General features: G+C 63.0%; 12 protein-coding genes. 4 read left to right on the top strand and 8 right to left on the bottom strand.

The genetic code is table 11. From position 1 onward, the window contains the following. Positions 1-101 precede the first annotated feature (101 nt). Positions 102-1,766, top strand: coding sequence for an electron transfer flavoprotein-ubiquinone oxidoreductase (locus tag PspR32_RS08285; RefSeq protein ID WP_036994401.1), 1,665 nt, complete (start codon positions 102-104; stop codon positions 1,764-1,766). A 148-nt stretch (positions 1,767-1,914) separates the two neighbouring features. Here the strand turns inward: PspR32_RS08285 and PspR32_RS08280 are convergent, their stop codons facing one another. From PspR32_RS08280 to PspR32_RS08270, 3 genes are all read right to left on the bottom strand, one after another. Then, the gene (locus tag PspR32_RS08280) at positions 1,915-3,225 is read right to left on the bottom strand and encodes an MFS transporter (RefSeq protein ID WP_010224706.1); all 1,311 of its coding nucleotides are present in this window, start codon (positions 3,223-3,225) and stop codon (positions 1,915-1,917) included. 107 nt (positions 3,226-3,332) lie between these two features. Further along, positions 3,333-3,818 (bottom strand): hypothetical protein, encoded by a 486-nt coding sequence (locus PspR32_RS08275; RefSeq protein ID WP_010224707.1) that lies wholly within the window; start codon positions 3,816-3,818, stop codon positions 3,333-3,335. 179 nt (positions 3,819-3,997) lie between these two features. Beyond that, on the bottom strand, positions 3,998-4,477 hold the full coding sequence (locus PspR32_RS08270) for a sigma-70 family RNA polymerase sigma factor (RefSeq protein ID WP_010224708.1): 480 nt from the start codon (positions 4,475-4,477) through the stop codon (positions 3,998-4,000). 226 nt (positions 4,478-4,703) lie between these two features. Between PspR32_RS08270 and PspR32_RS08265 the strand changes: the two genes are divergently transcribed. Genes PspR32_RS08265 through PspR32_RS08255 form a run of 3 tightly spaced genes read left to right on the top strand, consistent with a single transcriptional unit; the run spans position 4,704 to position 9,254 of the window. Next, the gene (locus PspR32_RS08265; RefSeq protein ID WP_159388305.1) at positions 4,704-5,882 is read left to right on the top strand and encodes an efflux RND transporter periplasmic adaptor subunit; all 1,179 of its coding nucleotides are present in this window, start codon (positions 4,704-4,706) and stop codon (positions 5,880-5,882) included. Next, positions 5,883-7,850: a MacB family efflux pump subunit gene (locus PspR32_RS08260; RefSeq protein WP_159388304.1), complete on the top strand. Its 1,968-nt coding sequence runs from the start codon at positions 5,883-5,885 to the stop codon at positions 7,848-7,850. 3 nt (positions 7,851-7,853) lie between these two features. After that, a complete protein-coding gene (locus PspR32_RS08255; RefSeq protein WP_159388303.1) occupies positions 7,854-9,254 on the top strand; it encodes an efflux transporter outer membrane subunit in 1,401 nt (466 codons plus the stop codon). 45 nt (positions 9,255-9,299) lie between these two features. Here PspR32_RS08255 and PspR32_RS08250 read toward each other — a convergent pair whose 3' ends face one another. From PspR32_RS08250 to PspR32_RS08230, 5 genes are all read right to left on the bottom strand, one after another. Then, positions 9,300-10,229 carry an IS110 family transposase gene (locus tag PspR32_RS08250; RefSeq protein ID WP_159388250.1) on the bottom strand — a complete coding sequence of 310 codons (930 nt, stop codon included), beginning with the start codon at positions 10,227-10,229 and terminating at the stop codon, positions 9,300-9,302. Between the two features lie 254 nt (positions 10,230-10,483). Further along, positions 10,484-12,106, bottom strand: coding sequence for a pyoverdine maturation tyrosinase PvdP (gene pvdP / locus PspR32_RS08245; RefSeq protein WP_159388302.1), 1,623 nt, complete (start codon positions 12,104-12,106; stop codon positions 10,484-10,486). A 280-nt stretch (positions 12,107-12,386) separates the two neighbouring features. Beyond that, complete coding sequence (locus PspR32_RS08240; RefSeq protein ID WP_100782949.1) at positions 12,387-13,799, bottom strand: aspartate aminotransferase family protein; 1,413 nt, start codon at positions 13,797-13,799, stop codon at positions 12,387-12,389. Positions 13,800-13,957: 158 nt separating this feature from the next. After that, positions 13,958-15,283 (bottom strand): ATP-binding protein, encoded by a 1,326-nt coding sequence (locus PspR32_RS08235; RefSeq protein ID WP_010225960.1) that lies wholly within the window; start codon positions 15,281-15,283, stop codon positions 13,958-13,960. Beyond that, the gene (locus PspR32_RS08230; protein WP_010225961.1) at positions 15,280-15,963 is read right to left on the bottom strand and encodes a response regulator; all 684 of its coding nucleotides are present in this window, start codon (positions 15,961-15,963) and stop codon (positions 15,280-15,282) included. The genes PspR32_RS08235 and PspR32_RS08230 overlap by 4 nt, the downstream gene beginning before the upstream one ends. Positions 15,964-16,082: the final 119 nt, after the last annotated feature.

Below are 16,082 nucleotides of genomic sequence, written 5' to 3'. Positions count from 1 at the left end.
TAGTCCGTCATCGCTCGAGCTACAACCCGAGCGTCTGAAAAATGACCGCCTGACACCCGCCAACAAAGAAAAACCGATGAGCCTTGAGTAGGAGAGAACCTGTGGAACGCGAATACATGGAATTCGACGTGGTCATTGTCGGCGCTGGCCCGGCTGGCCTGTCCGCCGCCTGCCGACTGAAGCAGAAGGCCGCCGAAGCCGGTAACGAAATCAGCGTCTGCGTGGTCGAGAAAGGCTCGGAAGTCGGCGCCCACATCCTCTCCGGTGCGGTATTCGAACCGCGCGCCCTGAACGAACTGTTCCCGGACTGGAAAGAGCTCGGCGCGCCGCTCAACACCGAAGTCAAACGCGACGACATCTACGTGCTCAAGGATGCTGGCAGCTCGATCAAGGTCCCCGACCTGTTCGTGCCCAAGACCATGCACAACCAAGGCAACTACATCATCTCCCTGGGCAACCTGTGCCGCTGGCTGGCCCAGCAGGCCGAGAACCTGGGCGTGGAGATCTACCCGGGCTTCGCCGCCCAGGAGGCGCTGTTCGACGAGAACGGCGTGGTCCGCGGGATCATCACCGGCGACCTGGGTGTCGACCGTGAAGGCAACCCCAAAGAAGGCCTGTACACCCCAGGGATGGAACTGCGCGGCAAGTACACCCTGTTCGCCGAAGGCTGCCGTGGCCATATCGGCAAGCAGCTGATCAAGCGCTTCAACCTCGACAGCGAGTCCGACACCCAGCACTACGGCATCGGTCTCAAGGAAATCTGGGAAGTCGATCCGGCCAAGCACGAACAGGGCCTGGTGGTGCACACCGCCGGCTGGCCGCTGGACGTGATGAGCCCCGAAAATACCGGTGGCTCGTTCCTCTACCACCTGGAAAACAACCAGGTAGTGGTCGGGCTGATCGTCGACCTGTCCTACAGCAACGCCTACCTGTCGCCGTTCGATGAGTTCCAACGCCTCAAGCACCACCCGGTGATCAGCAAGTACCTCGAAGGGGGCAAGCGCATCAGCTACGGCGCCCGCGCCATCAGCAAAGGCGGCCTGAACTCGCTGCCGAAGATGGTCTTCAACGGTGGTGCACTGATCGGTTGCGACCTCGGCACCCTGAACTTTGCCAAGATCAAGGGCAGCCACACCGCGATGAAGTCCGGCATGCTCGCCGCCGAAGCGGTGGCCGATGCCCTGCTGGCCGGCAGCGAAGGCGGCGACCAGCTCAACAGCTACGTCGAAGCGTTCAAGGCCAGCTGGCTGCATGAAGAGCTGTTCGCCAGCCGTAACTTCGGCCCGGCCATGCACAAGTTCGGTCCGATCTTCGGCGCGGCGTTCAACTATGTCGACCAGAACTGGTTCGGCGGCAAGCTGCCGTTCACCCTGCACGACACCAAGCCGGACTATGCCTGCCTGAAGCTGGCCGCCGACTCGAAAAAAATCGACTATCCAAAACCGGATGGCAAGCTGAGCTTCGACAAGCTGAGCTCGGTGTTCCTCTCCAGCACCAACCATGAAGAAGAGCAGCCATGCCACCTGAAACTGGCTGACGCGAGCATCCCGATCGCCACCAACCTGCCGCTGTACGACGAACCGGCGCAGCGCTATTGCCCGGCCGGCGTGTACGAAGTGGTCACCCAGGAAGACGGCAGCAAGCGCTTCCAGATCAACGCCCAGAACTGCGTGCACTGCAAGACCTGTGACATCAAGGACCCTTCGCAGAACATTACCTGGGTCACCCCGGAAGGCGCCGGTGGCCCGACTTACCCGAACATGTAAGTCCGCTGGCAGCTAAAAAAAGCCCCCTCGCCGTTGTGGCCAGGGGGCTTTTTTATGCTTTGCATCAGGCCAATCTGACCTCTGCGAACAACTCAGGGTGCCCGATCAGCGGTCATTCAGCGAGTAACGATTGTCACAGCAGATGAACTCAGCAGCGTACCGCCTGATCTTCAAAGGCCAGCGCCTCGCGTGCGCCGAAGTACATCGCCGTGAGCACACCCACCGCGCCCATGACCAGACAAAAGCCGACACATACCCATGGGCTCCACGGCATCAGGGCAATCAGCAGCAACGGCGTGGTGCTCGCCCACAGGGCGTAGGCAATGTTGTAGGTAAAGGAAATCCCCGACACACGGATCTGGGCCGGGAACAGCCCGACCATCACCGACGGCACCACCCCCACCACCCCACAGGCCAGGCCTGCAAGCGCATAGGCCAGCCCGGTCCAGCCCCAACCACTGACCAGGCTGGCATAGAGACCGGCAATGCCCAGCGGCAGCAACAGGCTGTAGAACATCAGCGCCCGCCAGGCGCCGATACGGTCGACCAGCAAACCCGCCAGCACACAACCGATGTTAAGGAAGACGATACCCATGCTGCTCAAGGCAAAGGTGTGCCCGGCGCTCATGGCAAAACGCTGCTGCATCACCGTCGGGGTGATCACCACCAGCACCACCACCGCCGACGTCAGCACGCACGTCAGCAACGCAGCCGGAATCAACGCGCGGCGATGGTCACGCAGGACGGTACGCAGCGGAAAGGCCGGCGGCTGCTCACGTTGCTCGCGCAAGGCGAGAAACACCGGCGTCTCGCTCAGCCAGCGGCGCAGCCACACACCAATCACGCCAAACACACCGCCGAGCAGGAACGGGTAGCGCCAGGCGTAATCGAGAATTTCCTGCGGGCTGAACAGCTGTGCCAGCGCCGTCGCAGTCAAGGCGCCCAGCAGGTAGCCGAACGTCAGCCCCGCTTGCAGGAAGCCCAGGGCATAGCCGCGCCGCCCGGGCGGCGCATGCTCGGCGACGAAGGTCCAGGCGCTCGGTACCTCGCCGCCCACCGCTGCCCCTTGCAGGATACGCAAGGCCAGCAAGATCAGCGGCGCCGCATAGCCGATATCGGCGTAGGTCGGCATGACACCGATCAGCAGGCACGGCAGGGCCATCATCAGGATGCTCAAGCTGAACACCCGCTTGCGCCCCAGATGATCGGCAAAATGGGCCATCAGGATGCCGCCCAGCGGCCGCGCCAGGTAGCCGGTGACGAAGATCCCGAAGCTCTGCAGCAAGCGCAGCCATTCGGGCATCTGCGGCGGGAAGAACAGCTGGCTCAAGGTCAGGGCGAAGAACACGAAAATGATGAAATCGTAGATCTCCAGCGCCCCGCCCAACGCCGCCAGGCTCAGGGTCTTGTGATCGCGGCGCGACAGCTGCAACGGGCGTGCAGGGTCAGTGGCAGTCATAGAGGTATCCGCAAATGAACAGAAGCCGGCGCGACCGGGCGCCAGGGCAAACGCAAGAGGATAGCAAATGCCGACCGACCGTACCCAGCGCAAAGGCCGGGACAGGCCTAGGACTGACGGGAAAACGCGGTCTGGGCGAAGTTCATCCGCCGCGGGGCATAGCCCTGGTTGGCAGCGCGCTCGGCAACGGCGGGCAAGCGCCCAAGCACCTGCGGCGAATCGATGATGTTCATGAAGGACTGGATGGTTTCGTTGTCCGGGACCTTGGGCAGGCTGACGCTAACTGCCCGGCGCTGGCTGTCAGGAATGGCGGGGATCTTCAAATGCTGCGATTCATACAACAACGCGTGCTGAATCAACGGGTTGACCTGGCAAAAGCGCTCGAGGTCGACCCCGGCATGGCTGGCCAGGTCGATATTGCCCAGCAGCAGGTTGAACGGTTGCAATGCACTTTGCACCAGGCGCTGCAGATCTTCGAAACTCTCGACCGGGGCGATGCGGTAGTAGCCCATGCCATTGAGCATGCGCTCCAGTTGCAGCAACTGCATCGGATGTTCGTCGGCGATCAGTATTCGCAGCGATTTGTTCGGCATTGTCTATGACCAAGGCAAACAGCGTTAGCGATGTTCCTTGACCATACTGCGCCACTCATCAATTGCAGGCTATTGGCGAGCACCCGCCAGATAAAGGGTCTGTATTGATAGTTGTCGGGAATCGGGCAGAAATCAAGCAACGTCACCACGAATTTTTCACATCCGCCCCGCGCCTGGCCTTACTGCGACTCCCATTCGCGCATCCGCACCCGGCAGTGTTTCATGGCATTGACAATGTGTTTTTCCACCAGACTGCGCGAGATACCCAGGCGCTCGGCAATCTGCGGGTGCGACAGGCCATCGAGCTTGCGCAGCAGGAAACACTCGCGACAAGGCTGGCTGAGCTCGGCCAGGGCACGCTGCATCAGGTCCAGGCGCTGGTTGAGGTCCATGCTCTGGGACGGCGCCGGAGAAAAGAAACGCTCATCGGTATCGAGCACTTCAAGTGGCTCGGCCTGGCGCAGCAGCCCGCGCCGATGACCGTCGATCACCAGGTTCAGGGCCGTACGGTAGAGAAACGCGCGCGGATGCTCTATGTCATTCCCGCCAGTGCGCTCCAGTACCCGGATATAGGCATCGTGGGCAACGTCTTCAGCGGCCTGCCGGTTACCCAGGCGGGCACAAAGGAAACTCACCAGTTCGCGATAGTAGCTTTCCAACACAACACCTGGCCGCGACATCTGCGGGAATTCCCTTGGCTCTGGGTTAAGCGGGTCTGAATGATGGCAGAATGCAATAATACAAATTATAATTATTCTCAGCAAGCACCTCGCACCCCGGTAAATTCCAACGCCTTCACCTCGTTTACCTGGGAGCCTCCCGTGCCTGTCGAGTCATACCGCCAGGGTGAAGTCACGGGCCCTACCTTCTGGCTGGAACCCCTGCATGAGACGTTCTTCCACTCGCCGCCGCGCGGCCCTCTACAGCCTCGGCCTGCTAAGCCTCGGCGCCCTGCTCGCCTGGACAACCCTGCCAGCCGGCAGCGACCCGCTCAGTACCGTGGCCGTCACCCGCGGGGATATCGAAAGCAGCGTCACCGCCCTGGGCACCTTGCAACCCAGGCGCTATGTGGACGTTGGCGCCCAGGCGTCCGGACAGATCCGCAAACTGCATGTGGAGGTTGGCGACCAGGTCAAGGAAGGCCAGTTGCTGGTGGAAATCGACCCTTCGACCCAGCAGGCCAAACTGGATGCCGGGCGTTTTTCGATCGAAAACCTCAACGCCCAGCTCGATGAGCAGAAGGCCCAATACCAGTTGGCCGAGCAACAGTACAAGCGCCAGCACAACCTTGCCGCTGGCGGGGCAACCCGCGAAGAGGACTTACAAAGTGCCCAGGCCCAACTCAAGGTGACCCAGGCGCGCATCGACATGTATCGCGCACAAATCCGCCAGGCCCAGGCCAACCTGCGCAGCGATGAAGCCGAGCTGGGCTACACGCGCATCTATGCACCGATGTCCGGCACCGTGGTCGCTGTCGATGCTCGCGAAGGCCAGACCCTCAACGCCCAGCAGCAGACCCCGCTGATCCTGCGCATTGCCAAATTGTCGCCCATGACCGTCTGGGCGCAGGTCTCCGAAGCCGATATCGGCCACGTGAAGCCTGGCATGACGGCCTATTTCACCACCCTGGCCGGCGGCAAACGGCGCTGGGCCAGCAGTGTGCGGCAGATTCTACCGGTGCCGCCCAAACCCCTCGATCAAACCAGCCAGGGCGGTGGCAGCCCGGCCAGTGCCAGCGGCAGTGGCGCCAGCAGCAAGGTGGTGCTCTACACCGTGCTGCTGGATGTCGACAACCCGGACAACGCATTGATGGCGCAGATGACCACCCAGGTGTTCTTTGTTGCCGGGCGCGCCAGCAAGGTGCTGACCGTGCCGGTGGCGGCACTGGATGAACACGCCGATGGCAATGACCTGCGCATCGCCCAGGTACTCGACAGCAACGGTACGGTCAACCAGCGCCAGGTGCGCACCGGATTGAGCGACCGCCTGCGGGTACAGGTGCTCGACGGCTTGACCGAAGGCGAGCGCCTGCTGATCGGCGCACCCGCCGCGAGCGGGGGTTGAATGTCCACGCCCCTGATCGAACTGCGCGATATCCGCAAATCCTATGGCGGCATCGATACGCCCAAGGTCGAGGTGGTGCGCGGTATCAGCCTGGCCATCCACCCGGGCGAGTTCGTTGCCATTGTCGGCGCCTCCGGCTCCGGCAAATCAACGCTGATGAACATCCTCGGCTGCCTGGACCGCCCCACCTCAGGCAGCTACTACTTTGCGGGCAAGGACGTTGCCGAGCTCGACACTGACGAACTGGCCTGGCTGCGCCGGGAGGCCTTTGGTTTTGTCTTCCAGGGTTACCACCTGATCGCCTCGGGCTCGGCCCAGGAAAACGTCGAAATGCCAGCGATCTATGCCGGCACCCCCGCCACCGAACGCCACGCCCGCGCCGCCGCCCTGCTCGAGCGCCTGGGCCTGGCCAGCCGCACCGGTAACCGCCCGCACCAGTTGTCCGGCGGCCAGCAGCAACGGGTGTCGATCGCCCGCGCCTTGATGAACGGCGGGCACATCATCCTCGCCGACGAGCCAACCGGCGCGCTGGACAGCCAGAGCGGCGCCGAGGTGATGGCACTGCTCGACGAACTGGCCAGCCAGGGCCATGTGGTGATCCTGATCACCCACGACCGCGAAGTCGCGGCACGGGCCAATCGGGTCATCGAGATTCGCGACGGGCTGGTGCTCAGCGACTCGGCAGCGCAACAGACCTGCCCCGAACCCGGCACTCGCGGGCTGCGGGCCGAAGACCTGCGCCAGCGCCTGAGCCAGGGCGCGACCCTGAACGGCGCCTGGAAAGGCGAGCTGGTCGAAGCCCTGCAAGCGGCCTGGCGGATCATGTGGATCAACCGCTTGCGCACCGCCCTGACCCTGCTGGGGATCGTCATCGGCGTAGCGTCGGTGGTGGTCATGCTGGCCGTCGGTGAAGGCAGCAAGCGCCAGGTCATGGCGCAGATGGCCGCCTTCGGTTCGAACATTCTTTACCTCAGCGGTAGCGCGCCGACCCTGCGCGAACCTGCCGGGGTCGTAACCCTCAATGATGTCGCCGCAGTCTCCAGCCTGCCTCAGGTGAAGATGATCATGCCAGTGATCGGCAGCAAACTGATGGTGCGCTACGGCAGCAACAACCAACAGTTCTATGTCGGCGGCAACAACACGTATTTTCCCGAGATTTTCAACTGGCCGGTGGTCGAGGGCAGTTTTTTCACCGAAGCCGACGAACAGCACGCCGCAGCCGTCGCCGTGATTGGCCAGAAAGTACGCGAAAAGCTGTTTGGCGCCAGTACCAACCCCATCGGCCACTACATCCTGGTCGAAAACGTGCCCTTCCAGGTGATTGGCATGCTCGCCGGCAAAGGCGCCAGCTCCGGGGACCAGGACAGCGACGCGCGCATCGTGGTGCCCTACTCGGCTGCGGCAATCCGCCTGTTCGGCAGCCGCGACCCGGAGTATGTGACCATCGCCGCCGCCGACTCGCGGCGCGTGGCCGACACTGAAGCGGCCATCGACCGACTGATGCGCAAACTCCACCATGGCAAGCACGACTACGAGCTGACCAACGACGCGGCGCTGATTCAGGCCGAAGCACGGACACAGAACACCTTGTCGCTGATGCTGGGTTCGATCGCCGCCATCTCCTTGCTGGTGGGTGGCATCGGGGTGATGAACATCATGTTGATGACGGTTCGCGAGCGCACCCGCGAGATCGGTATCCGCATGGCTACCGGCGCCCGCCAGCGCGACATCCTGCGTCAGTTCCTCAGTGAAGCGGTGCTTCTGTCGATGGTCGGCGGCGTGACCGGCATTGCCCTGGCGCTGTTGATTGGCGGCGTGTTGCTCCTGGCCGATATTGCCGTGGCCTTCTCCTTGCCCGCCGTGCTCGGCGCCTTTGCCTGTGCAGTGATCACCGGCGTGGTGTTTGGTTTCATGCCGGCCCGCAAAGCCGCCCGCCTCGACCCGGTCAAAGCCCTAACCAGCGAATAATCCATGAACCTGCCCTGCCGTCTCAGTTTCCTCTCGATCAGTTTGGTGCTTGCCGCCTGCACGTCGACCGCCCCTACACTTTCAAGCGGCCTGCAGGCGCCAGCGCAGTGGCAAGGCCAGGCGACCAGCACCCCGCTGCCCCACGAGAACTGGTGGCGGCAGTTCTCCAGCCCCGCGCTTGATCAACTGATCGAACAGGCCAGGCGCAACAGCTTCGACCTGGCCGCTGCCGCAGCGCGTATTCGCCAGGCCCAGGCTTCGGCGGTCATTGCCGGCGCGCCGTTGTTGCCCGAGCTCAAGTTCGGCCTCGATGCCAGACGCCAACGCCTGCTGCATGGCAACGGCTTCGACCAGCTCGATGCCAGCAGCCGCGAACGCACCAGCACCTCGTTCGGCACCCGCTTGAGCGCCAGCTACGAAGTGGACTTCTGGGGCGGCAAGACTGCCGCACGCGACAGCGCCCTGTTCAACCTGGATGCCAGCCGTTTCGATCGCCAGACCGTCGAACTGACCCTGCTCAGCGGCGTCGCCAACAGCTACCTGCAGAGCCTGGCCCTGCGAGAGCAGGTGCATATTGCCCGCCTCAATCTGAGTAATGCCGAGGATGTCCTGCGCCTGGTCGAAACCCGCTATCAATCCGGCTCGGCCACCGCCCTGGAACTAGCCCAGCAACGCAGCCTGGTTGCCGGCCAGCAACGCCAGGTACCACTGTTCGAGCAGCAGTTGCAGGAGGCGCGCATCACCCTGGCGACCTTGCTCGGCGAGCCAGTGCAGGCGCTGCCCGCCCTTGAAGAATCGATCACCCGCCTGAACTGGCCGCAAATCGGCAGCGGCGTGCCCAGCGAGCTGCTTAGCCGCCGTCCGGATATCGCCACTGCCGAAGCCAGCCTGGCCGCCGCCCAGGCAGACGTACGGGTAGCCCGCGCGGCGATGCTGCCGAGCCTGACCCTGGGCGCCGACCTGGGTTCAGGCGCCGATACCTTTACCCAGGTGATGCGTAGCCCCTACTACACCTTGAGTGCCGGGTTGGCTGCGCCGATCTTCAACAACGGCCGCTTGCGCGCCGAACGCGACAAAGCCCGCGCTAAGCAGGATGAACTGCTGGAGAATTACCGCAGCAGCATCATCAACGGCTTTGCCGATGTCGAAAGGGCCATCAATGGCATCAGTGGCGTCGACCAGCAGCGCCAATCGCAGGATGAGGAAGTGGAGCAGGCGCAGATCGCTTTCAGACTGTCTGAGCGCCGCTACCAGGCGGGTGCCGAGACCCTGCTGACAGTACTGGAAACCCAACGCACGCTGTATCAAGCCCAGGACCAGCAGGTACAACTGCGCCTGGCCCGGTTGCAAGGCAGCGTGGCGCTGTACAAGGCATTGGGTGGCGGATGGCAGGTGGTTCGCTAAATCATTGGCCTGCCTGCACAAACCCTGTGGGAGCAACTGTCTTGATCAGGCTGTTTGCACTCGCCAAGGGGTATTGTCCCGCAGCATTGCATTCAGCCTGACGATCAGCACCCGCATGCAGGCTACGAGGGCCACTTTGGCGCACTTGCCACGCTCCCGAAGTGCTTCGTAGCGTGCTTTAAATTCCGTGTTGTGGCGGATGATGATCCAGCTCGACATGTACAGCACTCGCCTTACATGCGCCCGGCCACCCCATATCTGGCGGTGCCCTCGATGGCTACCGCTATCGTTGTTGTAAGGCGCTACGCCCACCAGCGCGGCGATTTGACGGCGGTCCAACTGCCCCAGTTCAGGCAGTGAGGCGAGCAGATTTGCGGCGGTTACCCGACCGATTCCGCTCACCGCCAACAACTGACGCGCCCTGGTATCGTCAAGTTGCACCATCGCCTGGTCAATTTCTTCGTCGAGGCGTTTGATCAGCACTTTCAGCTGCTCTATATGCTCATCGAAGTGGGCCATCACTGTTGCCGAGCGACATTGCTGGCGACGCCGCTTGTAGTCATCACGGCTCTGCACAAATTGGGCGCGCTGCTTCACCAGCTCTCGCAGCTCTTCGCGTTCAGGGCTGACCGGTTGGCCTTGAGGGGCGCTGAGGTGTGCAGCGAAGTCCGCAAGGACTTCGGCGTCGATCTTGTCGGTTTTGGCTTTTTTACCCATGGCATCGGCGAATTTTCGGGCACGGGCTGGGTTGATGCAGATGGTTTCCAGTCCTGCTGAGGCCAGGGCGATCAACACATCTTTCTCGTAGCCGCCTGTCGCTTCGATCAGCACTCGACTGATATTGAAGTCCTTCAGACGCTCAAGCAACGCCTCGAAGCCTGCGGAGTTGTTGGCCACTTCGAAGCGGATTTTTTGAGGTTTGATGCAGATCTCTAAAGTGGCTTTGGCAGTGTCGATTCCAACAGAAGACAACATGGCTGAACCCTCTTACACTCAGTTGTGAGAGCGCTCTGGCTTGGCCCACGCTTGTGATTCGAGAGGCGCTCAATCAACTGTTCGGGCTCGGGCCAGAGTGGAGAGGTGAATGGCAGCTTTGCTCCCACACGTGCTTTGAGCACTACCGGCGTGCAGCTTGCCATTCACCGCTCTCACTTCTGATTCTATTCCTACCTCAAGACACAAGCCGGCCTTGCCGGCGATGGCCTGCAAAGCAGGCCCAATACAAGGAATCAGGAAACAATCCCGCGCAATGACAGATGCCGCGCATACCAGGGCCGTTGCGGTACCCGGCGGACCAGGTCGCCAATCTTGTCGTCCTCACCAAAAGTGATACGCAAGGCCAGCTTCATGGTCTCTACATCCATTTCCACCGACTTGCCGGGGAACATCCCTGGCGTGGTACTGCAACCATGGGTCACTGGCCCCAGCCACGGGTCATCGACTTCGACCCAGCGTCCCGGGGCAAACCACTGCACCCCATTGACCTCAAGACGCCGTACTTGCCCGGCGTTGTAGCGCTCGTGGGCCCGGAACCAGTCCTCGATGCGGTCATCGATCCAGCCGTGAAAGCCCCAGAACACCGGATTCACATGGGACGAGAACGGGTCGCCGAGAAAGTCGTTTTCTGCTCCGAACCAACGCCCGGCAAAATCGGCCGGATCACGCGCAAAGGGAACCGGAGCACCGTTGACCGGGTCACGTGGCACCGAGGCCCAGCCCATGTGCAGCCAGTCGTGCAGGTTCATCTCCAGCTCCGAACCGAACGTGCCAAGGGTCAGCTTCGACAGGTACAGCGGGTCCTGGTACTGCGACTCCCAGACCTGAAAGTTACTGCAGAACGTCTCCCCGGCCTTGATCGCCGAGACCCACTGGCCATAAGCCTCATCGCCCGGCGCCCGCCACCCGGGCGGCACGCAGTAGCCATCGTGGTTATCGTAGTAGCGGGCAAAGCCCTGGCGGTCGTGCTCGACACTGGGTTGCGGCAAGGGGAAATGCCTCCAGGAAGGCAGGTCCTGCATGGAGCGGGCAGTGCCCAGCATGTGTCGGTGCATGAACAAAAAGTCCACCCCCGAGCCATTGCGATGCTTGCGCGGGCCTCGGGCATCACGCTCCCGCTCGCGCGGGCCAGGCTGCCAGCCCAGGCCGCGCAAGGCACCGTGCTTTTCTTTCGGCAAGCGGTGCCACTTGTCACGGGTGGCATGCCAGAGTTGATGGAACAACCGGTGCTCGGGGCTGATCAGCCACGCCTGCAATTGCGGTGTATAGGGCAACCGCTCACGGGCCTCGGGAAACAGACGTTTGACGGCGACGAAACGGCTGTCGGCCAAGGGCAACGCCATAGAACGATCCAGCGGCTGCAAGCGGCCACTGAGGGTACCGCTGCCGGCATTGCCGAAGTTGCCCCAGACTTCATCCAGGCTCGCCGAACATTCGTAGCCCGGCCCACCCAGGTTGCTCATCAGTCGCCAGCGCACCGTGGCCGTAGAGGCCGCCAGCAAGTCACCCAGCACCCGGTAAGCTGCCGGCCCATCACTGCGCAGGACGCTTTCGCGATCGACATAACCGCGCAGGCCACGGCCCTTGGTGGCGACGTCCAGGTACATCAGCACGCCTTCGCGAGGTAAGCCGGCCAGGCCGCCATCGACACCGTCAAAGCGCAGCTCCCAGACCCCACGCAACTGATCGGCCAATTGCTGGCCAGCGCTATCGGCCAGCTCGACGCTGGCCTCGCCGGGGGTCACGATATCGTCCTCGGGATCATGGGTCAGTTGCTTGTGCGCATAGTAGGCGGCTGGCACGGTCGCGCCCGCCACTGCCAGACCAGCTATGAATCCTCGTCGCGAAATCGTCATCGTCCTACCCGTATCAGCCATGAAGCAGGCTTTATCCAAGCTAGGACGTATCCTGAAAGGGTAAATTTAAGGTTCTTCACGGAATCCTGGGGGGCTAGGATCCTTGGCTTGGCTTGGCTTGTTCCGGCTGCGAGCTTATCCATTTGCTGTGGCGCCGCTGCCAGCAGCGGCGCCACACCGAATGGATAAGCCCACAACCTCAGCATCCCAACCCAGGACTCCGTTAAGAACCATAAAAAAGCCCGGTGCACTGCACCTGGCTTTTTTCCATAACGGAGGTTTACAAGCTCGCCACCGCCGCGCCGACGGCACGGGCAAACCGTCCGGCCACTTCATCGACTTGCTCAGCGGTGATGATCAGCGGCGGCAGGAAGCGCACCACCGCCCCCTGACGGCCACCCAATTCGAGGATCAAACCGCGCTTGAGGCATTCACGCTGCACCAGCGGTGCCAGACGCGGGCAGACTGGCGGATGCCCTTGGGTATCGAGCCGGCCATTGGGATCGACCAGCTCGACACCCAGCATCAAGCCACGGCCACGGATGTCGCCCAACTGCGGGAAGTCTTGCTGCAGACGCCGCAGATGGCCGGCTAGACGCTCACCCATTTCCTCGGCGTGCGCACACAGGTCATGCGCCTTGAGGAAATTGATCACCGCCGAGCCTGCGGCCATGGCCATCTGGTTACCCCGGAAGGTGCCGGCATGCGCCCCTGGCTGCCAGGTGTCCAGCCATTGGCGGTAAACCACCACCGCCAGCGGCAGGCTACCGCCAATGGCCTTGGACAGCACCACGACGTCAGGGGTGATGCCCGCGTGCTCGAATGCGAACATCTTGCCAGTGCGGGCAAAGCCGCTCTGAATCTCATCGACGATAAGCGCTACACCGGCTTTTTCAGTGATACGCCGCACACCGCGTAGCCACTCGATATCCGCCGGAATCACCCCGCCTTCGCCCTGGACCACTTCAACGATCACCGCCGCCGGCAATTGCACGCCGCTTTCCGGGTCGCTCAGCAGGTTTTCCAGGTAGTGCAGGTTGACCTTCACACCCGCCTCGCCGCCCAAGCCAAAAGGGCAACGGTAGTCATAAGGGTACGGCAGGAACTGCACGCCATTGGCCAGCAGGGCCGCCAGCGGTTTCTTCGGCCCCAGGCTCCCCATCAGGCTCAGCGCCCCTTGGGACATGCCATGGTAGCCACCCTGGAACGACAGTACGGTGTTGCGCCCGGTGGCGGTGCGGACCAGTTTCAGCGCCGCTTCCACCGCATCGGTGCCGGTCGGCCCGCAGAACTGGATTTTCGCTTCGCTGCGCAGTTGCTCAGGCAGCAGGCTGAACAGGTCCTGGACGAACTGGTCCTTGACCGGCGTAGTCAGGTCCAGGGTATGCAGCGGCAGTTCATCGGCCAGCACTTGCTGGATCGCTTCGATCACCACCGGGTGGTTGTGGCCCAGGGCCAGGGTGCCGGCACCGGCCAGGCAGTCGATGAACTGACGCCCTTCGACGTCCTCGACATAGAGGCCACGGGCACGCTTGAGCGCCAGCGGGATACGCCGCGGGTAGCTGCGGGCATTGGATTCCTGCTGGTTCTGTCGGGCCAGTAACGGCGATTCGTCGAATGCGTAAAGTGTTTCAGGAGCCAGGGTGTCCGAAGACACCGGGTGCGCCTGGGCAAGGCTGATAGCGACTGACATCGGGGAAAACCCTCGCAAGCAAGCGGATGTGCCCGTCACGCGCCTGTTACCAGATGGGTGCGGGTTGTTATCGCTTGAAAAACGCTTCAGCGCCGCGAGGATTTAGCCGCTTGGCTGTCACCGCTGAGGTTTTTTTCTGGCCCGCAGTACACAGCCCCTCATTGCGCGCGTGTGCGCAATGGAATCTGCAGCAGTACCCGCAAGCCATCGCTGCGGCTGTCAAAGCGCAAGCTGCCGGCGCAGCGCTGGACGATCGCCTGGACGATGGCCAGGCCCAGCCCGCAACCGCCACTCTGGCTGTTGCGCCAGAAGCGTTCGGTCAGGTGCTCAAGGTCCTGGTCGGCAATGCCCGGGCCGTGATCGCGGACCAGGAACGCCACCCGGTCCTGCTCCACCTGCACCGCCAACTCCACGGGTGCGCTTGCGCGGGTATGCCGCAGGGCGTTGTCGAGCAGGTTGCGCAAGGCCGTCACCGCCAGCGGCGTGGGCATGCCGAGGTAGACTTGGGCCGCACCGGGTGCCAGCTGCAGATCAATACGCCGGGCGTTGTCGATGCCGGTGTCCTGAATCGCCTGGCGAGCGATCTGCTCGGCATTGCATTGCAGGCCATCTTCGAACGACAGGCGACCTTCCACCCGCGCCAGCAGGAGCAATTGCTCAAGCGTCCGATGCAGGCGATCAGCGCCCTGTTCGGCATGCTCCAGCGCCTGCTCGCGGACCTCGCCGTCGGTCATCCGGGCCACCTGCAGGTGGGTCTTGATCGCGGTCAGCGGGCTGCGCAGCTCATGGGCGGCATCATCGGTCAGCCGCCGTTCGCGCTCGATGGTCTGGCCGATGCGCAGGAACAGCTGGTTCTGGGTTTCCAGCAACGGTTGCAGCTCACTGGGCAGGCCGCGCACCTGCAGCGGCTCAAGGGAATCCGGGCTGCGCCGGCGCAAGGCATCGCGCATGCGGTTGAGCGGCGCCAGGCCCTTGCCAACCCCCATCCACAGCAAACCGAGACTGCCGAGCAAGGCCATCAGCACCGGCGCCGAGGCCGCCAGCAGGATCGAACGGTTCAGGGCCTCGCGCTCCTGGTGGCGGTCGGCGGTGGTGATGCGTACATCGCCATGGGCATAGGTGAAACTGCGCCAGCGCGCACCATCGATGGTCTGGTCGTGAAAACCGCTGCGCTGGTCGTCGAGGGTCTGTTCGTTGTTGTGGCTGCGGGCGAGGATTTCACCCCGCAGCGAGCTGACCTGGCAGGCCATGCCGTCGACGCTCAGTTGATCAGCGCTCAGGCGCGTGCCCTCGCCCTTGCTCGACAACGGCTGCGGCAACTGGTCGACGAGACCTGCGACCATGCGCGCCGAGGCCACCAGGCGTTGATCGAGGGAGAACATCATCTGCATGCGCAGGTCGCGCAGCATCCACGCCGCCGCCAGCACCCAGATGACGATGAAGGCGGTACCCAGGATCAGGGTCAGGCGCAAACGCAGGGTCATGGTTGCGGCTCCTGCGGCAATTGCGCCGGCCCCAGGCGATAACCCAGGCCACGCACCGTTTCGACGATACCGTTGCCCAGCTTGCGCCGCAGGTGATGGATATGCACGTTCAGGGCATTGCTCTCGACCTCGTCACCAAAGCCGTAGACGCTGTCCTTGAGCTGCTCGCTGGACAACACCCGGCCACGGTTGTGCAACAGCGCCTGCAACAGCGCCTGCTCGCGGCGCGAGAGGTCGACCGGCTGGCCGCCCAGGCAGGTTTCACGGCTGCTGGGGTCGTAGCTGAGCGGGCCGTGTTCGATGACGTTCACCGCCCGCCCGGCCGCACGGCGCAACAAGGTGTGCAGGCGTGCGGCGAGCTCGCGCAGGTCGAAGGGTTTGAGCAGGTAGTCGTCGCCACCGGCTTGCAGGCCCTCGACCCGATCGGTGACCGCATCGCGGGCGGTGAGGATCAGTACCGGCAATGAATGACCCTGCTGACGCAAGCGCTGCAGCAGCTTGAGGCCGTCTTCGTCGGGCAGGCCCAGGTCGAGCACCATGACATCGAATGCTGCGGCCTGGAGCATGGCCTGGGCCGCGCTGGCGCTGGCCACCCGGTCGACGGTCATGCCCTGGGCGGTCAGGCCGGCGCTGATGCCGCTGGCGATCAGGTCATCATCCTCGCAGAGCAATACGTGCATGGTCGGGTCTCGGTCATGAAAGGCCTTATTCAAGCCCAGGCGGATTAACCGAGGATTATGCCGCGCCAGGCCACAGCCGTCGCGGCCTTGGCGACAATCGTCAGGCGCCGGGTTAACTT

Source organism: Pseudomonas sp. R32 (genome assembly GCF_009866705.1).
Classification (GTDB): domain Bacteria; phylum Pseudomonadota; class Gammaproteobacteria; order Pseudomonadales; family Pseudomonadaceae; genus Aquipseudomonas; species Aquipseudomonas donghuensis.
The sequence above is the reverse complement of the archived record's forward strand: the minus strand, read 5'-3'. Positions and strand labels throughout refer to the sequence as shown.